Raw genomic sequence first — 21,685 nt, 5'->3', positions numbered from 1 at the left:
CCCTGCATCCGGGTCCGGCTTCGCCGGACTTCCCTCCCTCCATCGTCGCTCCGGGGGCCCGGCGAGAGGGGCCATCCATGGCCCCGCACGCCTCTCGCGGCATCCATGCCGCTCGTCCCCCTGCGCAACGATTCCGCTCGGCCTCCTGAAGGGGCGTAGTCGCTGCCCCTCCTCGACTGCCCGGTTTCAGGCCCGTGTGGGCTTCAGGATGGTTCGTGCCTCGCCGGCGCGAGTCCCCCCTCTCCTCTTCAGGGAGAGGGGCCGGGGCGGGCCGCGTTCGGATGAGGGGGGGGATTGGCACGGAGGCCTGGAGGTACCGGGCTAGAGGGCTCTACTCAACGTTGCAACAGCTAACGCAGACATAGCCAATGAATTCGTCCCTACAGGATTTATACGCCCTCGCGAGGAATCACAAACATGAAAAAGGCCGGCCCCTTTCGGGAGCCGGCCTTTTCGTTTCAGGCGCTCTGACTTACAGCGGCTTGCCGCGGTTGCCATGCTGGCTGACGAAGGTCTGGATCTGCTTCAGGTCGTTTGGCAGCACGGTGCAACGTTCCTCGCGCTGGAACAGATCGGCGAGGTGCGGCGGCAGTGCCGGGGCCTGGCCGACGCCGGCCTTCTCCACCGCTTCCGGGAATTTGACCGGGTGGGCAGTGCCCAGGGTGACCATCGGGGTCGCCAGGCTGCGGCGGCATTCGCGGGCGGCGCGCACGCCGATCGCGGTGTGCGGGTCCAGCAGCTCGCCGCACTCGTTGTAGACCTCGGCGATGGTTTCGCAGGTGGCTGCGTCATCCACGGCCAGCGAATCGAACAACTTGCGCGCTTCGGTCCAGCGGTCTTCCTCGACGCTGAAGCCACCACCCTGCTTGAAGGTGTCCATCAGGTTGGCGATGGCAGCACCGTTACGACCGTGCAGGTCGAACAGCAGGCGCTCGAAGTTGGACGACACCATGATGTCCATGGACGGCGACAGGGTCGGATGCAGGGTGTCCTTGACGTACTGGTTGCCGCTCATGAAGCGGTGCAGGATGTCGTTGCGGTTGGTGGCGACGATCAGTTGGCTGATCGGCAGGCCCATGTTGCGCGCCAGGTAGCCGGCGAAGATGTCGCCGAAGTTGCCGGTGGGCACGGAGAACGCCACGGAACGTGCCGGACCACCCAGCTGGATGGCCGCGTGGAAGTAGTAGACGATCTGGGCCATGATCCGCGCCCAGTTGATCGAGTTGACCGCTACCAGGCGGGTGCCCTTGAGGAAGCCCTGGTCGGCGAAGCTGGCCTTGACCATCTCCTGGCAGTCGTCGAAGTTGCCCTCGACCGCGATGTTGTGGATGTTGTCGCCGAGGATGGTGGTCATCTGGCGACGCTGCACCTCGGACACACGGTTGTGCGGGTGCATGATGAAGATGTCGACGTGCTCGCAGGCCTTGCAGCCTTCGATGGCGGCCGAGCCGGTGTCACCGGAGGTGGCACCCATGATCACCACCCGCTCGCCGCGCTTGCTCAGCACGTGGTCGAGCAGGCGACCCAGCAGTTGCAGGGCGAAGTCCTTGAAGGCCAGGGTCGGACCGTGGAACAGCTCCAGCACCCACTCGTTGCCGTTCAACTGGCGCAGCGGCGCCACGGCGTTGTGGGCGAAGACGCCGTAGGTTTCCTCGAGGATCTTCTTGAAGTCGGCATCGGCAATGCTGCCGGCCACGAAGGGGCGCATCACGCGGAAGGCCAGTTCGTGGTACGGCAGGCCGGCCCAGGAGGCGATTTCTTCCTGGGTGAAGCGCGGCAGGTTTTCCGGGACGTAGAGGCCGCCGTCACTGGCCAGGCCAGCCAGCAGCACGTCTTCGAAGTTCAGGGCCGGAGCCTGGCCGCGGGTACTGATATAGCGCATGTCTTAAAACCTTGGTTTCGAGCGGCCGGGGTCGGTGCGTCGCTCCGGGGGATCGCCCCTCGCGACGGCACCTGCGCCCGGCGGCTGCTTAGTTCAGTTGCTCGACGCGGATGCGCACGACGCTGCCTACCACGTCTTCCAGAGCTTCCAGCGCGGCGATGGCGTCGTTGACGCGCGCCTCGACGACCCGGTGGGTAACCAGGATCATCGGCACCAGGCCGTCCTGCTCTTCGACTTCTTTCTGCATGATGGATTCGATGTTGATGCCACGCTCCGACAGGATGGACGCGACCTGTGCCAGCACACCCGGGTGGTCCTTGGCCTGGATGCGCAGGTAGTAGGCGCTCTCACAGGCTTCGATCGGCAGGATCGGGTGGTCGGACAGCGAGTCCGGCTGGAACGCCAGGTGCGGCACATGGTTCTCCGGGTCGGTGGTCAGCGCGCGAACCACATCCACCACGTCGGCGACCACGGCGGACGCGGTGGCCTCCATGCCGGCGCCAGCGCCGTAGTACAGGGTGCTGCCAGCAGCGTCACCGTTGACCATCACGGCGTTCATCACACCGTTGACATTGGCGATCAGGCGGTCGGCCGGGATCAGGGTTGGGTGCACGCGCAGCTCGAAACCGCTGTCGGTGCGACGCGCCACGCCCAGGTGCTTGATGCGATAGCCCAGGGCTTCGGCGTAATTCACGTCGGCACTGGTCAGCTTGGAGATGCCCTCGGTGTAGGCCTTGTCGAACTGCAGCGGGATACCGAAGGCAATGGAGGCGAGGATGGTCAGCTTGTGGGCGGCATCGATGCCTTCTACGTCGAAGGTCGGATCGGCTTCGGCGTAACCCAGTGCCTGGGCTTCTTTGAGCACGTCTTCAAAGGCACGGCCCTTCTCACGCATTTCGGTGAGGATGAAGTTGCCGGTGCCGTTGATGATGCCGGCCAGCCAGTTGATGCGGTTGGCGGAGAGGCCTTCGCGGATCGCCTTGATCACCGGGATGCCGCCGGCCACGGCGGCTTCGAAGGCAACCATGACGCCCTTCTCGCGGGCCTTGGCGAAGATTTCGTTGCCGTGCACGGCGATCAGCGCCTTGTTGGCGGTAACGACGTGCTTGCCGTTCTCGATGGCCTTCATGACCAGCTCGCGGGCTTGGGTGTAGCCACCGATCAGCTCGATGACGATGTCGATTTCCGGGTTGTTGACCACGTCGAAGATGTCGGCGGTGATGGGGGTAGCGCCGGTATCACATTTCGGGTTGGGACGACGAGCGGCAATCTGGGCAACCTCGATTCCACGCCCGGCACGGCGGGCAATCTCCTCGGCGTTGCGTTTGAGTACGTTGAAGGTGCCGCCACCGACGGTCCCAAGGCCACAGATGCCTACTTTTACCGGCTTCACGCTGAACTCCCCATCATCACTGCGAAAGCGGCCGGGAGTGTCCCGGCCGAGGAAAAGAGCCGCACTTTACGAAGCGGCTGAATATTGGTCAATCGAGGCAGATGCCCGGATTACTTGGCCTCAAGGGCCAGCTTCGCCAGTTGCGGAGCCGGCTGATAGCCCGGAATCATCTGGCCATTGCCCAGCACGATGGCCGGAGTACCGTTGACGCCGATCAGTTGGCCCAGCTCGAACTGCTTGGCCACCGGGTTATCGCAGGTCGCGGCGGGAAGATCCTCACGGGACTTGGCCTTGTTCATGGCAGCCTGGCGGTCCTTGCTGCACCAGACGCTGACCAGGCTGTTGTAGCCGTGGCTGCCGATGCCCTGGCGCGGGAAGGCGACATAACGCACTTCGATACCGCGGCGGTTCAGCTCCGGCACTTCGCTGTGCAGCTTCTGGCAGTAGCCGCAGTCGGTGTCGGTGAACACGGTGATATGGGCCTTGGCGGGCTCCTTGGGCGAGAACACCACCATCTCGCCGGCGGGGATGGCGTTGATTTCCTTGGCGATGGAGCGGCTCTCGGCCTGCTCGGTAAGGTTCACCGGCTTGCCGTTCTGCACGTGGTACAGGTAGCCCTGCATCAGGTACTGACCGTCGGCGCTGGTGTAGAGCATACGGCCGCCCTTGAGCTGGACCTGGTAGATGCCGGTCATCGGGCTTTCACCGATGGATTCGATGGGCAAGCCGAGCTCCAGGGCGTCGAGGGTCTTGCGGATAGCCTGGTCCGGGTCGTCGGCGAGGCTGATGGTGCTGGCAAGGCCGAGGGCCAGACCGGCGATAAGACGGGTCACGCGCATGGGTACTCCTGTCGAGCAGCGGACGTACGGAAATCGCTCAAGCCTAACACAGAAGCCCTGGCGCACAGATGTCGGACGCCCGGCGGCCGTTGTGGGAGAACGGCCGGGGAATTCGTCGGAAGGAAGCGACGCATGCGTGAGGTCCGGGACCTGTGCATGACATCCCTGTCGTGGCGCCTCTGCCTGGCTCACCCCCGTGGATGGTGGCGGGCATGCAGCTCCTGCAGACGAGCCTGGGCGATGTGGGTGTATATCTGCGTGGTGGACAAGTCGCTGTGGCCGAGGAGCATCTGCACCACGCGCAGGTCGGCGCCGTGGTTGAGCAGGTGGGTGGCAAAGGCGTGGCGCAGGGTGTGCGGCGACAGTGACTTGCTGATTCCAGCGACCTGGGCCTGGTGCTTGATGCGGTGCCAGAAGGTCTGGCGGGTCATCTGCTCGCCACGCAGGCTGGGGAACAGCACGTCGCTGGGCTTGCCGTCGAGGAGGAAGGGCCGCGCCTCGCGCTGGTAACGCTCGAGCCAGGCGATGGCCTCCTCGCCCAGGGGAACCAGGCGTTCCTTGCTGCCCTTGCCGAACACCTTCAGCACGCCCTGGCGCAGGTTGACCTGTTCCAGGGTCAGGCTCACCAGCTCGGTGACGCGCAGGCCACAGGCGTAGAGAACTTCAAGCATGGCGCGGTCACGCAGGCCGATAGGATCATCCAGCTCCGGCGCTTCCAGCAGCGCCTCCACATCGGCCTCGGACAGCGACTTGGGCAAGGGACGCCCCAGTTGCGGCAGGTCGATCTGCAAGGTCGGGTCTTCGACGATCAGGTTCTCCCGCAGGAGGAAGCGGTAGAAACCGCGCAGGCCGGAAAGGAAGCGCGCGGTGGAGCGCGCCTTGTAGCCCTGCTCCAGGCGCCAGGCGAGGTGGTCGAGGATCAGGTCGCGTCCGGCCTTGTCCAGCGCCAGACCGCGTTCATCGAGCCAGCCGTTGAAATGGGCGAGATCGCTGCGATAAGCCGAACGCGTATGTTCGGACAGGCCTTTTTCCAGCCAGAGGGCGTCGAGGAAGCGGTCAATCAGAAGGTGATCCAGGGCGGGCATGGCAGACTGCTTGGCGTGTGAGACGCGCTAGTCTTCCACGGGCGTAAACCGATTTCATCCCCGACAAGGAGTCTCGATGAGCGAACACCATATTCTGCTAGGTCTGGGCGGCATCGGCGCGGCCGCTCTGTTCTGCCAGTGGCTGGCCTGGCGCCTGCGCCTACCGGCCATCCTCTTCCTGCTGCTGGCGGGCATTCTCGCGGGTCCGGCTACCGGCCTGCTGGACCCGCAGGCGCTGTTCGGCCCGCTGCTATTCCCACTGATTTCCCTGTCGGTAGCGCTGATCCTCTTCGAAGGCAGCCTTACCCTGCATTTCTCCGAATGGCGTGAAATCGGCACCGTCGTCCGGCGCATGGTCACGGTCGGCGCATTGATCACCTGGGCGGTGATTGCTGTCGCCACGCATTGGCTGCTGGGTTTCTCCTGGGAGCTGTCACTGCTGTTCGGCACCCTGACGCTGGTCACTGGGCCCACCGTCATCGTCCCGATGCTGCGCGTAGTACGGCCGCGATCCTCGATCGCCAACATCCTGCGCTGGGAAGGCATCGTCATCGATCCCATCGGTGCATTGCTGGCGGTCGTGGTGTTCAGCTTCATTGTCAGCCGCGACGACGGCGGCTGGAGCGCCAGCCTTTCGACTTTTGCCGCGGTGATCGCTTGCGGTACTGCGCTGGGCGCGGCCGGTGGCTGGCTGTTCGGCCTGGTACTGCGACGCCACTGGCTGCCGGAATACCTGCAGAACCTCGCGGCACTGGCTGCCGTGCTGGGGGTATTCATCGGCGCCAACCTGCTGGTGCATGAGTCCGGCCTGCTGGCGGTGACCGTCATGGGCATGGGCCTGGCCAACATGCGTGGCGTGGACGTGCGACAAATCCTGCACTTCAAGGAAAACCTCAGCGTCTTGCTGATTTCCGGGCTGTTCATCCTGCTTGCCGCGCGTCTGGATTTTGCTGCCCTGGTGGCCATGGGCCCGGCAACCCTGCTGTTGCTGGCGGTGATCCAGTTCGTCGCACGCCCGTTGAACGTCGCCGTCAGTACGCTGGGTTCCAGCCTGAACTGGCGGGAGCGCGCGCTGCTGGCCTGGATCGCGCCGCGCGGCATAGTCGCGGCGGCGGTGTCCGCGATCTTCTCCTTGCGCCTGATGGAAGCGGGCCACGAACAGGCGCAACTGCTGGTGCCCCTGACGTTCCTGGTGATCATCGGCACCGTGGTGCTGCAAAGCGCAACATCCCGACCGCTGGCACGGCTGCTGAACGTCGCCGAACCGGCGCCATCGGGTTTTCTGATCATCGGCGCCAACCCGGTAGCTCGTGAGGTGGGCAAGGCCCTGCAGAACCTCGATATCCGCGTGCTGCTCACCGACTCCAGTTGGGAGAACATCCGCGCCGCGCGCATGGAAAACCTGCCGACCTACTTTGGCAATCCGACGTCGCAACACGCCGAAGCACACCTGGACCTGGTAGGTCTCGGCCACCTGCTGGCACTCTCCCCGTCCAGCGAACTGAATGCCCTGGCCTGCATGCACTTCCGCCACGATTTCAGTGCGCAGCGCCGATTCACGCTACCCAGCGGCAACGAAAGCCGGCGCAGCGACAAGCACCGCACCAGCGATACGGTACGCGGCCGTCCCCTGGGCAACCAGGCACTGACATATCCGCAGTTCGCCAGCTACCTGTCCAAGGGCGCTGACGTGCGCACCACCACCTTGACCGCAACCTTCGGCTGGAGCGAGTACCAGGCCCTGCACGGCGATCGCGCCACCCTGCTGCTGGCCCTGGATCCGCGGGGCTGGACGCATCTGGCAGGGCAGCCGCTGGACTTCACGCCGGAGAAAGACTGGACCCTGGTGTCCCTGATCGAAACCGAAGCGCAACCCGGTGTTACCGCCGATCGCACACTGGTCCAAACACACTGACAGGCGGCATGGCCAGCCTATCCTTAGTCTGGTGACAGGATCGGGCTGGCCGTGGATGATTTCATCTTGCTATCACCCATTGCCGGTACCGGAACATGGCCAACCAAATGAATTCCCGCCTGGGGCAGATCCTCATCAACAAGGGCCTGATCACCCCCCAGGAGCTGGATGCCGCGATCAAGATGCAACTCACCAGCAAGATGCGGCTGGGTGAAGTACTGATAGCGCAAGGCCTGCTATCCCAGAAGCAACTGACCAAAGCCCTGAAGAAGCAGAGCAATCTGCGTCTGGCGGCTACCCTCGTGGCCGCGTTGATGAGCCCCTTCCAGATGGCCAGCGCCGACATCCAGCGCCTGCAGCCGCCCGCCAGCATCAGCCGCCAGGAAACCCCGCAGGGCCTGCGCCCGCTGACAGACCTGGAGATGAGCAGCGTCAGCGCCCAGGGCCTGGACGATGTGCTGCAGGGTCTGTTCCTGCAGGCAGAAAGCGGCGACGGGCTGGGGGCGGTAAAGCACCTGGCGAAGCTGGTGATGCCGGTGCTGGATAGCCTGGATGCGGAAACCTCGATGAAAGACGTGGTTTACGACACCAGCAAGATGACCTCGATGGTCAACCCGGACGGCTCCGTGAATGTGCGACTACCCAGCTCCATCGGCGAACTGCGCTTCGACAACATCCGCGTCGCAGGCGCGCCACAGGACCAGAGTTTCGGCAGCCTGACGCTGAACAACATCGACCTGTCCCAGGCATCGCTGAAGATCAGCATGCGCAACTGAACCCGGCGGGATACTACAAAGGCACCCTGTGGGTGCCTTTTGCATTCATGCGGCGCTGGCGGCCGGGGGATGGTCTGGCAGAACCTGCACCGGGCGCTTCTCCGCGTCGATGGCGACGAAGCTGAACAGGCCGGTAATGGCCTTTTCGCGGGAGGCGCTGTACATGTCCTCGACGAACACCTCGACCTCCACCTTGAGGCTGGTGTTACCCACCTTCACCACCCGCCCGACCAGTTCTACGATGGAGCCCGCCGGAATCGGGTGCTTGAAGTCGATGCGGTCACTGGAAACAGTCACCAGCGGCAAACGGCAGAAGCGCGTGGCGGTGATAAAGGACACTTCGTCCATCCAGGCCAGGGCAGTACCGCCGAACAGGGTGTTGTGATGGTTAGTGCTGGGCGGGAACACCGCCTTGGTCACCCGGCTCTCGGACAGCTCGGTCCTGCGGGCGATTTCTTGCTCTCTCGGGGTCATGCCACTACTACCTGAATCGAACTCATGTGGCTGCCACTCGTGCGGCGACTCTTGTCGTTCTTCTGTGCGCTGCCGGATGGGCAGTTGCTCCCGGCTGGCGGCACCAGCGGGGCGCGGATTATCCCCTTCCCACGGCCAATAAAAAACCCGCCGAGGCGAACCTGGGCGGGTTTTTGGGGAAAGCTGCGGCGATTAGGCCAGCTTTTCCTTGATACGAGCTGCCTTGCCGGACAGGTCGCGGAGGTAGTACAGCTTGGCTTTGCGCACGTCACCGCGACGCTTGACGCTCAGGCTGTCAACCAGCGGGGAGTAGGTCTGGAAAGTACGCTCAACGCCTACGCCGTTGGAAATTTTGCGCACGGTGAAAGCGCTGTTCAGGCCGCGGTTACGCTTGGCGATGACCACACCTTCGAAGGCCTGCAGACGGGAACGGTCGCCTTCCTTCACTTTAACTTGAACGATTACGGTGTCGCCCGGGGCGAAAGCCGGAATCTCTTTATTCATTTGTTCAGCTTCGAGTTGCTGAATGATCTTGTTGGTCATCGCTATGCTCCTAAGGCAGGCCTTCTGGGCGTGCCATCGATACGTTAACTATCGTCCCGCTGGCGGATGTATTCCTCCAGCAGCTTTTTCTCTTCTCCAGAAAGCGAGCGGCAATCCAGAAGATCAGCCCGACGTTCCCAGGTGCGCCCAAGCGCCTGCTGCAAACGCCATCGCCGGATGTGTTCGTGGTTGCCGCTGAGCAGCACCTCAGGAACACGCTTGCCTGCATACAACTCCGGTCGGGTGTAATGCGGGCAATCGAGCAGTCCATCCGTAAAGGAGTCCTCCTCGGCGGAGTCCGCGTGGCCCAGCGCTCCGGGCAGCAACCGCGTCACCGCATCGATCAGCACCATGGCCGGCAGCTCACCGCCGGACAGGACGTAGTCTCCGATCGACCATTCCTCATCGACGTGCTCTTCAATGAAGCGTTCGTCAATGCCTTCGTAGCGCCCGGCAATGAGGATCAAAGCCTCCTCATTCACCAGCTCGCGCACGGCTGCCTGCTTCAGCTGGCGCCCTTGCGGCGAGAGGTAGATAACCTTCGCTCGATCCCCTGCCGCTGCCTTGGCTGCTGCCAGGGCCCGCTCCAGGGGTTGAATCTTCATCACCATGCCCGGGCCGCCACCGAAGGGCCGATCATCCACCGTCTGGTGGCGGTCCTCCGTGAAGCTCCGTGGGTTCCAGCAGTTGAGCTTGAGCAGCCCCTGCTTCACCGCGCGGCTGGTAATGCCGTACTCGCTGATGGCGGCGAACATCTCGGGGAAGATGCTGATAACTTCGACCTGCATGCTTTTCATGTCAGGCCCCTCAGAAATCAACGTCCCACTCCACCCGGATCTCGCCAGCGTCCAGATTGATCGACAGCACGCACTGCTCCGTATAGGGCAGCAGGCGCTCACGATCATCGAGGCTGCCAGCGCAAGGCTTGACCACCATCACATCGTTGGCACCGGTCTCCAGCAGGTGATCGATTCGACCGAGCAAGTGCCCGTCCTGATTGATCACATTGAGACCTTCCAGCTGATGCCAGTAGAACTCGTCTTCGTCGAGCTCCGGCAGTTCGCTGCGAGGGACACAGATTTCAAATCCTGCGTAGGTACGAGCGACTTCGCGATCGTCCAACCCTTTCAGCCTTACCACCAGGACTTTGCCGTGTACGCGTCCACTGATGACTTCGACCTGCTTTACCTCGTTGTCACGCCTGAGCGTCCAACGGCGGTAATCGAGCACGTTATCCAGCGGATCGGTGAAGGAGTAGACCTTCACCTCGCCACGTACGCCATGCACCGAGAAAATCTTGCCGAGAACGATCAGTTCATCGGCGGGAGCCGGCGTCGTGCTCATAAAGATGCTTAGGCAGCAGCCTTGGCAGCTTCCTTCAGCAGCTGAGCAACACGCTCAGACGGCTGGGCGCCCTGGCTCAGCCAGTAGCTGACGCGCTCCTGGTTCACGGAGAGCTTCACTTCTGCACCGGTGGCGACCGGGTTGAAGAAGCCGATACGCTCTACGAAGCGACCATCGCGCGCATTGCGGCTGTTGGTCACGGTCAGGTGGTAGAAGGGGCGCTTCTTGGAGCCGCCACGGGCAAGACGGATGGTTACCATTGAACTTCGTTCCTATAGTCGGTGCTTTTCAAGCAATGCACACACATGGGCCATGGGCCCGAAAGGCCGCATATTCTAAGGATTATCCGGCCGATTGCAAATCTCTTTTTGCTGGCCGCCGGTCGGCGGCCGGGGCTCACATCTTCGGCATGCCGCCGGGGAACATGCTGCCCATACCGCGCATCATCTTGGCCATGCCGCCCTTGGCGGTGACCTTCTTCATCATTTTCTGCATCTGTTTGTGCTGTTTGATGAGACGCCCAACGTCCTGCACCTGGGTGCCGGAGCCCAGCGCGATGCGGCGCTTGCGCGAACCGCTGATCACTTCCGGGTCGCGACGCTCGGCAGGCGTCATGGAGTTGATGATCGCCTCCATCTGCTTGAACTGCTTCTCCGCGGCGTTCTGTGCGTTGCCCATCTGAGACAGGTTGACGCCGCCGAGCATCGGCAGCTTGTCCATCAGGCCGCCGAGGCCGCCCATGTTCTTCATCTGTTGCAGCTGATCGCGGAAGTCCTCGAGGTCGAAACCCTTGCCCTTCTTGATCTTCTTCGCGAGCTTCTCGGCCTTCTCGCGATCCATGGTCTGCTCGGCCTGCTCGATCAGGCTGAGCACGTCGCCCATGCCGAGGATGCGGGAGGCCACGCGGTCCGGGTGGAAGGGGTCGAGCGCTTCGGTCTTCTCGCCCATGCCGAGGAACTTGATCGGCTTGCCGGTAATGGCGCGCACCGAGAGCGCGGCACCACCACGGGCGTCACCGTCGACCTTGGTCAGCACCACGCCGGTCAGCGGTAGGGCATCGTTGAAGGCCTTGGCGGTGTTGGCGGCGTCCTGACCGGTCATGGCATCGACCACGAACAGGGTTTCCACCGGCTTGATCGCGGCGTGGACCTGCTTGATCTCGTCCATCATCTCGGTGTCGACGTGCAGGCGGCCTGCGGTGTCGACGATGACGACGTCAATGAACTTCAGCTTGGCTTCGCGGATCGCCGCCTCAGCGATATCCACCGGCTTCTGGCTGGTATCGGACGGGAAGAAGGTGACGCCGATGTCATTGGCCAGGGTTTCCAGCTGTTTAATAGCCGCCGGACGGTAGACGTCCGCGGAAACCACCAGCACCGACTTCTTCTTGCGCTCTTTAAGGAAGCGCGACAGTTTGCCCACGGTGGTGGTCTTGCCCGCACCTTGCAGGCCGGCCATCAGGATCACCGCCGGTGGAGCGGCATTCAGCGCCAGGTCCTCGTTGGCAGCGCCCATCAGCTCGACCAGTTCGGCCTGGACGATCTTCACGAAGGCCTGACCCGGGGTCAGGCTCTTGGAAACCTCGGTACCGACCGCACGGTCCTTTATCTTGGCAACGAAGTCCTTCACCACCGGAAGGGCGACGTCGGCCTCGAGCAGAGCCATGCGCACCTCGCGCAGGGTGTCCTTGATGTTGTCCTCGGTCAGTTTGGCCTTGCCGGTGACATGGCGCAGCGTCTGTGAGAGGCGGTCGGTAAGGTTTTCAAACATGCGCGTTCCTTTCGGGCTCTCGTGAGCCCCGGCTGAGCTTGCGGCAGGCGGCGGAGTATAACGAAGACTCGGCGTTGCCGACACCGCCAGCGGTCTTTCACCGGCAGGCCTTGTATGCCACACTCACTGCCTTTCGGGCTTGCCTTACAAGGACTTATGCACCCTCTGCTGCCCAGCCTCCTGGCTGCATTCCTCTATGCGGGCACTACTGGTTACCAGGGCCTTCGCCTTAGCCAGCGCACCACGCCGGACAAGCGCCTGCTGATCATCGGCGGCGGCGTGGCCCTGCTCGCCCATTGCGCCGCGCTCTTCCTCCAGCTGCTGACGCCGGCCGGGCTCTACCTGGACTTCTTCAACGCAGCCAGCCTGATCGCCGCAGCGGTGATTCTGCTGACCATCGTGGCCATCGCGCGGATTCCCATCGAAAACCTGCTGCTCCTGCTGCTACCGCTCGGCGCCCTGACGGTGCTGGCGGCGGCACTGGTACCTGGCGGCACGTCCCAGGCCATCAATGAAGAACCCGGCATTCTTGCCCACATCCTGCTGTCGATCCTGGCCTATGGCCTGCTGACCATGGCGGTGTTCCAGGCACTGCTGCTGCTGTTGCAGGACCACCAGCTCAAGCACAAGCACCCGTCCGGGCTGATCAAGAATTTCCCGGCCCTGCAGACCATGGAGAGCCTGCTGTTCGGCTTCCTCTGGGCCGGCTGGTGCCTGCTGTCGCTGTCGCTGATCTCCGGCTGGGTGTTCGTCGAGAACCTGTTCGCCCAGCACCTGGCACACAAGACCATCCTTTCCTGCATCGCCTGGGTCGTGTTCGGCGTCCTGCTGTGGGGCCGCCACCAGCTTGGATGGCGCGGGCACAAGGCCATCCGCTGGACCCTGGCAGGTTTCTGCCTGCTGATGCTGGCGTACTTCGGCAGCAAGCTGGTCCGCGAATTCATCCTCCACGTCTGACCATCCCATGCACGGACTGCTCGCCGGCCTACTCCTCGGAATCACCCTCTCCCTGGTAGCCGGCGCGCTGGTCGCCTGGTTGGCGACGCGACGCCGCCATGGCGTGGAAATCCAGCCACAATCCCGCCTGCCGGTGGCGGTGGCCGATGCGCTGCAACGGGTTACAGTCAGCTCCATCATGATTCCCCGCAGTGAAATCCAGGGCATCGACCTGGACGCCTCGCCGGACGAACTCCTGGTGCAGTTGCAGAACGCCACCCACACCCGCCTGCCGCTCTATCGCGAAGACATCAACCAGATCGAAGGCATTCTCCACCTGCGCCAACTGCCACGCCTGTTGACCGAAGGCCCAACCAGTGCCGAGCAACTGATGGCCGTGAGCCGAGAAACCTATTTCGTACCCGAAAGCACGCCGCTGCTGACCCAACTGGTGAATTTCCAGAAGCAGAAGCGCCGTCTTGGCATCGTGGTCGACGAGTACGGTGACGTGGTGGGGCTGGTCAGCCTGGAAGACATTTTTCAGGAACTGGTCGGCGAGTTTGGCAGCCTGGAAGACTTCGCCCCCAACCCCGGCATCCAGCCCCGTGACGATGGCCGTTACGAGCTGGACGGCGCGTTACACCTGCGCGAACTGAACCGGGTGCTCGGCTGGCACCTGCCGTGCGACGGCCCCAAGACCCTCAACGGCCTGATCACCGAAGCACTGGAGCAGATTCCCGACTGCAGCGTGTGCCTGAAGGTCGGCCCCTACCGCCTGGAAATCCTCCAATCCAGCGAAAACCGGGTACAGCGCGTACTCGCCTGGCGCGCCGGGCTTACGCCAAAGGCCTAGCAGCCACCTGCGCCAGCCTCCATGGATGACCGGGGATTTCCCCGCCCTCCCCGACCCTGCCGACCATCCAGTCCGCCAGTGCCTCGCCCCAGACGCGATAGCCCAGCGACGACGGATGATAGCCATCCAGTGCCAGGTAATCCGGGCGCATCTCCAGACGGGTAGCACAGCACGCCAACCCTTCGCGCACCGCGAGCGCTCGCAACTGCCGGTCCAGCAAGCGCGCCCGCCAACCCAGCAAATGACGCAGCAGCCAGGGCAAGGCACTGAAATGCTGCAAGGGCGGCACGCCGGCAAACACAACCTGCGCACCTCGCTCCACGAAATGGCGAGCCAGCGCCTGCTGGGATGCCTGCCAACTGCGGCTGGAACTGAAATGCGTGGTGTCGTTGACGCCGAAGACCAGCAGCACCAGGTCGACAGGCTCCTCCGCCACCTGCGGCAACAGCCGCTCCCGCGCTTTGCCGGCGGTGATGCCATTCTCGCCACAAGCCCGCCAGGCGACGGGACGGCCCAAACGCGACGCCAGCGCAGCGGCCAGTTGCCCGGGCAGGGCGAAGTCCAGGCAGGAGGCGCCGACACCGGCGACGGTGGACTCACCTATCAAAAGCAGACGCAGGGGCGCGCCCTCGAGCCCGCCCCCGGCAAGACCGCTCTCAGGCCCGGCAGCTGGCGACAGGCGCAGGGCGGTACGGCGGGTATGCACAGCCATGGGCAGCGCCAGGGGCAACAGCGGCAGCGCCGCTACCCACCAGCAAAGCCCGGCCAGGCGAATCACAGCTGGACGTCTACCGCCTGGGCCGAACGGGTCGCCTTGGCCCGCGCCAGGTCAGTGGATTCGTCCCGCGCGAGGGCCACGCCCATGCGACGCTGGCCGTCTACTTCCGGCTTGCCGAACAGGCGAAGGGCAGTATCCGGCTCGCTGAGGGCGGCACCCAGGTTGCCGAAGCTGACCTGGCTGGACGTGCCTTCGACCAGGATCACCGCCGAAGCGGACGGCCCCACCTGGCGGATTGCCGGGATCGGCAGGCCGAGGATGGCGCGCGCGTGCAGGGCGAATTCGGACAGGTCCTGAGAGATCAGGGTCACCAGACCGGTGTCATGCGGACGCGGAGAAACCTCGCTGAACCACACCTGATCGCCCTTGATGAACAATTCGACACCAAAGAGACCGCGACCACCCAGGGCCTCGGTCACTGCCTGGGCAATGCGCTCCGATTCGGCCAGGGCCTTCGGGCTCATGGCCTGGGGTTGCCAGGACTCGTGGTAGTCACCCTTCACCTGGCGGTGGCCGATGGGCGCGCAGAAGCTGGTACCGCCGACGTGTCGCACGGTGAGCAGGGTGATTTCGTAGTCGAAATCGATGAAGCCCTCGACGATCACCCGCCCCTTGCCGGCGCGACCACCTTCCTGGGCATAGTCCCAGGCCGTCTGGAGGTCAGTGTCGGACTTCAGCACCGACTGGCCCTTGCCGGAGGAACTCATGATCGGTTTGACCACGCAGGGGTAGCCAACGCTGGCCACAGCGGCGCGGTAGTCTTCGAAGCTGTCGGCGAAGTGATAGGGCGAGGTGGGTACGCCCAGCTCCTCAGCCGCGAGACGACGGATGCCTTCGCGGTTCATGGTCAGCTGGGCGGCGCGAGCGGTAGGCACCACGGTGAAGCCTTCAGCTTCCAGCTCCACCAGGGTCGCCGTGGCGATGGCTTCGATCTCCGGCACGATGTAGTGCGGTTTTTCCTGCTCGATCACCGCACGCAGGGCGGCACCATCCAGCATGTTGATCACATGGCTGCGATGAGCCACTTGCATGGCGGGAGCATCAGCATAGCGGTCAACGGCAATCACTTCGCAGCCGAGGCGCTGCAGTTCGATCACCACCTCCTTGCCGAGCTCGCCGGAGCCGCACAGCAGTACACGGGTCGCGCTGGGCGACAAGGGGGTTCCAATACGGGGCATGTCGTTTCCTCGGGGAGTCAAGAGGCCTGGGTCGGGGACGTCATGAACAGGCCACTGGCCTTGGCGCGCTCGAAACAGCGCACCAGGACCTCGCGGCGTTCGGCATTGTCCATGCGACCCCAGCGGGTAATTTCATCGGCGGTGCGCTGGCAGCCGCTGCAGATGTCATGGTCATCCAGTACGCAGACCTGCACGCAGGGCGAGCGGACGGGGCGTTCGGCGTCCATCAATCGTCCTGCTCCGCCAGGTCGCGCGCATAGCGCTGCGCGTTGTGTACATAGTGAGCGGCACTGGCCTCGAGCATCTTCTTCTGTTGCTCGGTCAGCTCGCGCACCACCTTGCCGGGGGAGCCCATGACCAGTGAGCCGTCGGGGATTTCCTTGCCTTCGGGAATCAGCGCATTGGCGCCGATGATGCAGTACTTGCCGATCTTCGCGCCGTTAAGGACCACGGCGTTGATGCCGATCAGGCTGAAGTCCCCCACCGAGCAGCCGTGCAGCATGGCGTTGTGACCGATGGTGACGGAGCGGCCAATGTTCAGCGGGTAGCCCATGTCGGTGTGCATCACAGTGCCATCCTGGACGTTACTGTTCTCACCGATGTGGATCAGTTCGTTGTCGCCGCGCAGCACGGCGCCGAACCAGACGCTGGCACCGGCATCAAGGCGGACCTTGCCGACCAGGGTGGCATTGGGGGCGGCCCAACTGTCGGGGTGGGCTTCGACCTGGGCGGTTCCAAGGCGGTATTTCATCAGGCGCTCCTCGGAAGGGCTTATTTGAGTTTTATGAAGCGTTCGGGGGCACGGGTCATGTCGATGCGGGCGTCGTACACCAGGTTGACCAGTTCGACGACCATGATCGCGGTCAGGCCCCAGATCTTGTATTCGCCATACTGGTAGCTGGGCACGTACCAGCTGCAGCCGAGGTAGTCGATGCGGTGGGTCACCTGCCGGGGGTCGTCACGGAAGAACGCCAGCGGCACGCTGAAGACCGAGTCGATCTCACCGTCGTTGGCCTTGTACTGGACGAAGTCCGGAACCAGCCCCACAAAAGGCGTGACCTTGATGCCATGACGAGAGACCAGGGTGCTGAGCGGGCCGATGACCTCCACCAACCCCGGAGGCAGGCCCACTTCTTCTTCCGCTTCACGCAGTGCGGTGCGGATCAGGTCGGGGTCTTCGGGATCGCGACGGCCACCGGGAAAGGCGACTTCACCGCCGTGAGTGGACAGCCCACTGGCGCGCAGGGTCAGGACGAGTTCGGGCTCGTCGCTGCGTGTGATGGGCACCAGCACCGCAGCTTCGGGGAAGTCGTGATCGGTCTCCAAGGTTCTCGGGGAGTAGCTCTGCACACGACGGAGCAGGTCATCCAGCATGGACTTTCTCATTGTTCTCGACTGCCGGGCATCATGGCACGAACCTTGGGGACGCCCAAGCCCCGCGCCGACCGGACGCACCATTCACCATCTTTGGTTTGCCCTGTACGCCGCTTGCCGTGCGACACCATGCCGCGCCAAGATGAGCGCCTGAGCCAGAGGAACCCCGATGAAATTCTGCAGCCAGTGCGGCGGCCTGGTCGCCCAGCGCATTCCCCAAGGCGATAACCGCCTGCGCTATGTATGCGAACGCTGCCACACCATCCATTACCAGAATCCGCGCATCGTCGCCGGCTGCCTGCCCGTGTGGGAGCAGCAGGTGCTGCTCTGCCGTCGCGCCATCGACCCACGCAAGGGGTACTGGACGCTACCCGCCGGTTTCATGGAGAACGGCGAGACCATGGAACAGGCCGCCACCCGCGAAACCCTCGAAGAAGCCTGCGCGCGGGTGCGCAACCTCAGCCTCTATACCCTGTTCGATCTGCCGCACATCAGCCAGGTGTACACCTTCTTCCGCGCCGAACTGGTCGACCTGGACTTCGCAGCCGGTGACGAAAGCCTGGAAGTGCGCCTTTTCCACGAACGGGATATTCCCTGGTCGGAGCTGGCTTTTCCGACCGTGGGCCGTACCTTAGAATGTTATTTCGCTGACCGTACCGGGCAGGTCTTCCCGGTGCGCAACGAGCCCTTGGCACCGTTGCTGGCCTACTACAAAAAAGCCTGACCGCTAATCTGTTTACTTGAACACTGTGGGGATGTCGTGCCGATGCGCTGGCTGCTAGTCGTACTAATCATGGGCCTTTCGGCTCTCGCCCAGGCGAGCACCACGCCGACGCTGGGTGGCAAAGCCATCGACAAGGTCATGGTGGTGAAATCGGAGCGCAAGCTGCTGCTGATGAATCGCGGTGACATTCTCAAGACCTACCGCATCTCGCTCGGCAAGCAACCGCTCGGCGCCAAGCTGCGCGAAGGCGACCAGCGCACCCCGGAAGGCTTCTACTGGATCGACTGGCGCAAGACCAGCGACAAGTTCAATCTCTCCCTGCATATCTCCTACCCCAATGCCCGCGATGCCGCCAAGGCCCGGGAAAAGGGCGTATCGCCGGGCGGCATGATCATGATCCACGGCACCCCGCTGGATGAGGAATACCCGGAGTGGTACTTCCATACGCTCGACTGGACCGAAGGCTGCATCGCCATGAGGAACTCGGACATGCGCGAAATCTGGAGCCTGGTGAAAGACGGCACCCTGATCGAGATCCGCCCCTGAGTGCATCAGCCACGAAAAAGGCGCCATCTGGCGCCTTTTTCGTGGGCTTCTCCCTGGATCAGGCTGAACTACGCGAAGCCCAACAAGTGGCCGGTTCGAAGGATGGATTGCGCCGGTGTTCTGCAATTGCCCCCCACTTCGCGATGAGGGGCGAATTCATTCGCGAATGGCGGCCCCTTCCCCACACACCGGCAACGCCCCGCACTGCCCCTTGATAGCGGTCCCTGCGGCCAGTGGCGCTGCCAGGCGCGGATCTTGGGGCGCCAGTTGGCGAGCGCAGGCCCGCGCTTGGCTCGCCTGGGCCGTACAACCTTTTTCGTTGAGCACCTCGGAGAGATTGAACCAGCCCAGCGCATAGTCCGGCTTGCGCTTCAGGCTTTCACGCAAGGCACGCTCGGCACCGTCGCGATCGCCATCGGCATAGCGGGCGTTGGCCAGGGCGAAGAGCGGCAACGGCTCCTTCGGCCAGTGTTCGGCAGCGGTGCGGTAGGCCCGCTCAGCCACTGGGCGCTGGGCGGTTTCCTCCAGGTCACTGGCAGCCTTGAGCCAGGGTTCCAGCTGCGCCTCTGCCGGCAACTGGTCCGCAGGGACCGTCACCACGGCCCAACGCTCGGCGCGCTGCCAGGTGCGGTCGAAGCTGCGCAGGTCAGTGACCCAGCGTTTTTCGGTGCCGGAACGCAGCACCAGTTCATCCTTGCTGCGATCGAAACCCACCACTACTGCGAAGTGCCAACGCGGCAGCCAGTCCAGGCCGAGGTTCTGCATTACTAGCACCGGATTACCGGCCGCCACCTGTGCCAACAGCGCATCCAGGCTTGGTTGCAGCGGGTAGACCAGCATGCCGTGCTGGCGCGCGGCGGCCACCAGCTCCAGCTTCAGGCTGCCCTGCCTGGCGGGGAGATAGACCTTCGGCGTCAGCGCCTCGGGCGAGGTCTGCACCCCGCGCTGCACCAGCACCGTGGCCAGCGCCGCCGGGCCGCACTGGTAGATCTCCTGCGGGTAGAACGGTGTCTGGGTCAGTTCCACCCGTTGCGGCAGTCGATCGCTCTGCGGCGACAGCATGGGTTGCTGCCCAGCACAGCCAGCCAGAAGCAAGACCAGGACGACCGACAAGAGCCGCATCAGTTGATGCACTTGATGAAGCTGAAGATGTCTGTGGCGCAGAGCATGTCGGTGATGATGAAGATCACCAGGAACAGCACGATGATGCCCACCCAGCCACCGGCCGGCTCCTGCTCCAGGCGCTGGTTGAACTGCTGCAGTTCGGCCGGTGTCAGGCTGGCGATTCGCGCTTCCACCTGTTCACGCGGTACGCCAAGAGATTCGAGCTTCTGCTGCACCTGCTTGTCGTCGAGCATGGCGCGCAGCTGTGCCTGGTCCACCGGTTGCTGCTGCGGCAACTGCTGCTCCTGCAGGGCCTGGGGGGTGCCGATCATGGCGGCCTGGGCCAGGGGCATCTGGGCGAGGAAGAGGAACTGGCTGGCAATCAGGCAGGAAGCGAGACGACGGTTGCAAGGACGCGAGAGCATAGTGGTTTCTCCAGATATTGTGGCCAGTTGACCACGGTACGTGTTTTCCGGTTCCAGCTTTCCTAAAACAAACGCGGAAAATTCACCCTGATATTCAGATTATTGCTGAACTCCGGCCGGCAGCTATAGAATGCGAAACATTCCCATTTGCTTCCGAGTCCAGCTCTTGAATCACGGTGCCGACGTCCTTCCGCCTCCGCCGGCCGAATCCCTGCACACGCTCTACCGCGATCACCATGGTTGGCTGACGGGCTGGCTGCGCCGTCGCCTGGGCTGCCCACAGAATGCCGCTGACCTCGCCCAGGACACCTTCCTGCGCGTCCTGCTGGCACGGGAAAAACCGGTGATCCTGGAGCCCCGCGCCTTCCTCACCACAGTGGCCAAACGCGTATTGGCCAACCACTACCGCCGCCAGGACATCGAGCGCGCCTACCTCGAAGCCCTCGCCGCGCAACCGGAAGCCCTGGCCCCGAGCGAAGAGGAACGCGCCATCATCCTGGAAACCCTGGTGGAGCTGGACCGCCTGCTGGACGGCCTGCCAGCCGTGGTGAAGAAGGTATTCCTGCTGGCCCAGGTGGACGGCATGACCTACGCCGAAATCGCCGACCAGCTCGACATTTCCCTCTCCACTGTCAAACGCCACATGGTCAAGGCTGCCCAGCGCTGTTACTTCGCGGAGAGCTTCTGAGATGAACCTCTCTGCCGTGGACCGCAGCCGAATCGCCCCAGCTGTCGCCGAGCAGGCCGTGGAATGGCTGGTGGAGCTGCAGGGTGGCGATATCAGCGACCAGCGCCGGCAGGCCTGGCAGGACTGGCGCGCCGCCGACGCCGAACATGAACGCGCCTGGCAGCGTATCGAGGCGATCAACCTTGGCCTGCGCGGCCTGGACACACCGCTGACCCTGGCAGCCTTGGGCGCCCCCGCCCGCCGCAGCCGTCGCGAGGCCCTGAAGCTGCTGGTGCTCTGCGCCCTGGTCGGCGGCGGCGCCATCAGCCTGCGCGACAGCGAATCCCTGCTGGCCCTGCGCAGTGATGAGGCCACCGGTGTCGGCGAACGCCGCGCGCTCAAACTGGCCGATGGCTCGCGCCTGGAGCTGAACACCGCCAGCGCCGTGGATATCCGCTTCGATGCCAGACAACGACTGATCGAAATGCGTCAGGGGGAAATCCTCGTCGATGCCGTCAGCGACTCACGTCCGCTGCGCATCCACACGCCTCAAGGGCTGATCGAAAGCCGTGGTGGCCGCCTCAATGTGCGCATCCTCGAACGCAGCAGTCGGGTCAGCCTGTTCGATGGCAGCGCCGATCTGCTGGCCGACGGTCAGAGCCAGTCGCTGCTGCCCGGCCAGCAGGCCAACCTCTCGCCGACACGCATCGGCACACCGAGAAGCGCCAGCGAAGACAACCTGGCCTGGACCCAGGGCATGCTGGTCGCCAGCCATATGCGCCTGGACGACTTCCTCGCCGAACTGGGCCGCTACCGCCGCGGCCACCTTGGCTGCGACCCACAGGTGGCCGGGCTGCTGATCTCCGGCAGTTACCCGCTGGATAACACCGAACGCATTATCGCCATGTTGCCCAAGGCGCTGCCGGTGGAGGTGCACAGCCTGACCCGTTACTGGGTCAAGGTGCATCCGCGCGCCACGGGGTGACACCCGGAGGCTCGGAACGATGGGTATCGCTGCGCTCCACGCCATCCTACGACTCGCCCCGTGGGCAGGAGGGCGTTGAGCCCAAGACGGCACC

24 protein-coding genes and 1 pseudogene are annotated in these 21,685 nt (G+C 63.8%); 8 read left to right on the top strand and 17 right to left on the bottom strand.

Annotated elements, in window-relative coordinates; all coding sequences use genetic code 11:
• Positions 1-472 precede the first annotated feature (472 nt).
• From thrC to xerD, 4 genes are all read right to left on the bottom strand, one after another.
• Positions 473-1,882: a threonine synthase gene (thrC, locus tag G559_RS0121915; RefSeq protein ID WP_028630305.1), complete on the bottom strand. Its 1,410-nt coding sequence runs from the start codon at positions 1,880-1,882 to the stop codon at positions 473-475.
• Positions 1,883-1,970: 88 nt separating this feature from the next.
• The gene (locus G559_RS0121910; protein WP_028630304.1) at positions 1,971-3,275 is read right to left on the bottom strand and encodes a homoserine dehydrogenase; all 1,305 of its coding nucleotides are present in this window, start codon (positions 3,273-3,275) and stop codon (positions 1,971-1,973) included.
• Between the two features lie 110 nt (positions 3,276-3,385).
• Positions 3,386-4,114: a disulfide isomerase DsbC N-terminal domain-containing protein gene (locus G559_RS0121905; protein ID WP_028630303.1), complete on the bottom strand. Its 729-nt coding sequence runs from the start codon at positions 4,112-4,114 to the stop codon at positions 3,386-3,388.
• 188 nt (positions 4,115-4,302) lie between these two features.
• Positions 4,303-5,199 carry a site-specific tyrosine recombinase XerD gene (gene xerD / locus G559_RS0121900; RefSeq protein ID WP_028630302.1) on the bottom strand — a complete coding sequence of 299 codons (897 nt, stop codon included), beginning with the start codon at positions 5,197-5,199 and terminating at the stop codon, positions 4,303-4,305.
• Between the two features lie 76 nt (positions 5,200-5,275).
• Between xerD and G559_RS0121895 the strand changes: the two genes are divergently transcribed.
• Both G559_RS0121895 and G559_RS0121890 read left to right on the top strand, forming a co-directional pair.
• A complete protein-coding gene (locus tag G559_RS0121895; RefSeq protein WP_028630301.1) occupies positions 5,276-7,114 on the top strand; it encodes a cation:proton antiporter in 1,839 nt (612 codons plus the stop codon).
• A gap of 95 nt (positions 7,115-7,209) precedes the next feature.
• Entirely contained in the window at positions 7,210-7,890 is a 681-nt protein-coding gene (locus tag G559_RS0121890; RefSeq protein ID WP_028630300.1) for a hypothetical protein, read from the top strand.
• 45 nt (positions 7,891-7,935) lie between these two features.
• Here G559_RS0121890 and G559_RS0121885 read toward each other — a convergent pair whose 3' ends face one another.
• The 6 genes from G559_RS0121885 to ffh form a co-directional block, all read right to left on the bottom strand.
• Positions 7,936-8,364 carry an acyl-CoA thioesterase gene (locus G559_RS0121885; RefSeq protein WP_028630299.1) on the bottom strand — a complete coding sequence of 143 codons (429 nt, stop codon included), beginning with the start codon at positions 8,362-8,364 and terminating at the stop codon, positions 7,936-7,938.
• Between the two features lie 192 nt (positions 8,365-8,556).
• The gene (rplS, locus tag G559_RS0121880) at positions 8,557-8,907 is read right to left on the bottom strand and encodes a 50S ribosomal protein L19 (RefSeq protein WP_028630298.1); all 351 of its coding nucleotides are present in this window, start codon (positions 8,905-8,907) and stop codon (positions 8,557-8,559) included.
• Between the two features lie 44 nt (positions 8,908-8,951).
• On the bottom strand, positions 8,952-9,704 hold the full coding sequence (gene trmD / locus G559_RS0121875; RefSeq protein ID WP_028630297.1) for a tRNA (guanosine(37)-N1)-methyltransferase TrmD: 753 nt from the start codon (positions 9,702-9,704) through the stop codon (positions 8,952-8,954).
• Between the two features lie 10 nt (positions 9,705-9,714).
• Positions 9,715-10,251: a ribosome maturation factor RimM gene (gene rimM / locus G559_RS0121870; RefSeq protein WP_028630296.1), complete on the bottom strand. Its 537-nt coding sequence runs from the start codon at positions 10,249-10,251 to the stop codon at positions 9,715-9,717.
• Between the two features lie 8 nt (positions 10,252-10,259).
• Complete coding sequence (gene rpsP / locus G559_RS0121865) at positions 10,260-10,511, bottom strand: 30S ribosomal protein S16 (protein WP_028630295.1); 252 nt, start codon at positions 10,509-10,511, stop codon at positions 10,260-10,262.
• A gap of 136 nt (positions 10,512-10,647) precedes the next feature.
• Complete coding sequence (gene ffh / locus G559_RS0121860) at positions 10,648-12,021, bottom strand: signal recognition particle protein (RefSeq protein WP_028630294.1); 1,374 nt, start codon at positions 12,019-12,021, stop codon at positions 10,648-10,650.
• A gap of 156 nt (positions 12,022-12,177) precedes the next feature.
• On the opposite strand from ffh, the gene G559_RS0121855 reads away from it, so the two are divergent.
• Both G559_RS0121855 and G559_RS0121850 read left to right on the top strand, forming a co-directional pair.
• Positions 12,178-12,978 carry a cytochrome C assembly family protein gene (locus tag G559_RS0121855; protein ID WP_028630293.1) on the top strand — a complete coding sequence of 267 codons (801 nt, stop codon included), beginning with the start codon at positions 12,178-12,180 and terminating at the stop codon, positions 12,976-12,978.
• A gap of 151 nt (positions 12,979-13,129) precedes the next feature.
• Positions 13,130-13,810, top strand: a pseudogene (locus tag G559_RS0121850) (transporter associated domain-containing protein); the annotation flags it as partial.
• Here G559_RS0121850 and G559_RS29190 read toward each other — a convergent pair.
• Genes G559_RS29190 through G559_RS0121825 form a run of 5 tightly spaced genes read right to left on the bottom strand, consistent with a single transcriptional unit; the run spans position 13,794 to position 17,140 of the window.
• Positions 13,794-14,588: an SGNH/GDSL hydrolase family protein gene (locus tag G559_RS29190; protein ID WP_081668138.1), complete on the bottom strand. Its 795-nt coding sequence runs from the start codon at positions 14,586-14,588 to the stop codon at positions 13,794-13,796. The pseudogene G559_RS0121850 and the gene G559_RS29190 sit on opposite strands and share 17 nt — an antisense overlap.
• Positions 14,585-15,766: a formate-dependent phosphoribosylglycinamide formyltransferase gene (gene purT, locus G559_RS0121840; protein ID WP_028630291.1), complete on the bottom strand. Its 1,182-nt coding sequence runs from the start codon at positions 15,764-15,766 to the stop codon at positions 14,585-14,587. Before purT ends, G559_RS29190 begins: the two co-directional genes overlap by 4 nt.
• A 17-nt stretch (positions 15,767-15,783) precedes the next feature.
• Positions 15,784-15,996 carry a DUF1289 domain-containing protein gene (locus tag G559_RS0121835; protein WP_028630290.1) on the bottom strand — a complete coding sequence of 71 codons (213 nt, stop codon included), beginning with the start codon at positions 15,994-15,996 and terminating at the stop codon, positions 15,784-15,786.
• Positions 15,993-16,517, bottom strand: coding sequence for a gamma carbonic anhydrase family protein (locus tag G559_RS0121830; RefSeq protein WP_028630289.1), 525 nt, complete (start codon positions 16,515-16,517; stop codon positions 15,993-15,995). Before G559_RS0121830 ends, G559_RS0121835 begins: the two co-directional genes overlap by 4 nt.
• Positions 16,518-16,537: 20 nt before the next feature.
• Positions 16,538-17,140 carry a CoA pyrophosphatase gene (locus G559_RS0121825; RefSeq protein WP_028630288.1) on the bottom strand — a complete coding sequence of 201 codons (603 nt, stop codon included), beginning with the start codon at positions 17,138-17,140 and terminating at the stop codon, positions 16,538-16,540.
• Between the two features lie 169 nt (positions 17,141-17,309).
• Between G559_RS0121825 and G559_RS0121820 the strand changes: the two genes are divergently transcribed.
• Positions 17,310-17,864: an NUDIX hydrolase gene (locus G559_RS0121820; RefSeq protein ID WP_028630287.1), complete on the top strand. Its 555-nt coding sequence runs from the start codon at positions 17,310-17,312 to the stop codon at positions 17,862-17,864.
• Positions 17,865-17,906: 42 nt separating this feature from the next.
• Positions 17,907-18,410 carry a L,D-transpeptidase family protein gene (locus G559_RS0121815; RefSeq protein WP_028630286.1) on the top strand — a complete coding sequence of 168 codons (504 nt, stop codon included), beginning with the start codon at positions 17,907-17,909 and terminating at the stop codon, positions 18,408-18,410.
• 156 nt (positions 18,411-18,566) lie between these two features.
• Here the strand turns inward: G559_RS0121815 and G559_RS0121810 are convergent, their stop codons facing one another.
• Together G559_RS0121810 and G559_RS0121805 are read right to left on the bottom strand one after the other, a co-directional pair.
• Positions 18,567-19,532, bottom strand: coding sequence for a PA2778 family cysteine peptidase (locus tag G559_RS0121810; RefSeq protein ID WP_028630285.1), 966 nt, complete (start codon positions 19,530-19,532; stop codon positions 18,567-18,569).
• Complete coding sequence (locus G559_RS0121805; protein ID WP_028630284.1) at positions 19,532-19,939, bottom strand: PA2779 family protein; 408 nt, start codon at positions 19,937-19,939, stop codon at positions 19,532-19,534. Before G559_RS0121805 ends, G559_RS0121810 begins: the two co-directional genes overlap by 1 nt.
• Positions 19,940-20,105: 166 nt before the next feature.
• Between G559_RS0121805 and G559_RS0121800 the strand changes: the two genes are divergently transcribed.
• Together G559_RS0121800 and G559_RS0121795 are read left to right on the top strand one after the other, a co-directional pair.
• The gene (locus G559_RS0121800) at positions 20,106-20,627 is read left to right on the top strand and encodes a sigma-70 family RNA polymerase sigma factor (protein WP_051246831.1); all 522 of its coding nucleotides are present in this window, start codon (positions 20,106-20,108) and stop codon (positions 20,625-20,627) included.
• Position 20,628: 1 nt separating this feature from the next.
• Complete coding sequence (locus G559_RS0121795) at positions 20,629-21,591, top strand: FecR domain-containing protein (protein WP_028630282.1); 963 nt, start codon at positions 20,629-20,631, stop codon at positions 21,589-21,591.
• Positions 21,592-21,685 lie beyond the last annotated feature (94 nt).

The organism is Metapseudomonas resinovorans DSM 21078, assembly GCF_000423545.1.
Taxonomy (GTDB): Bacteria; Pseudomonadota; Gammaproteobacteria; order Pseudomonadales; family Pseudomonadaceae; genus Metapseudomonas; species Metapseudomonas resinovorans.
Note: the sequence above shows the minus strand (reverse complement) of the source record. Positions and strands in the feature narration are given on the sequence as shown.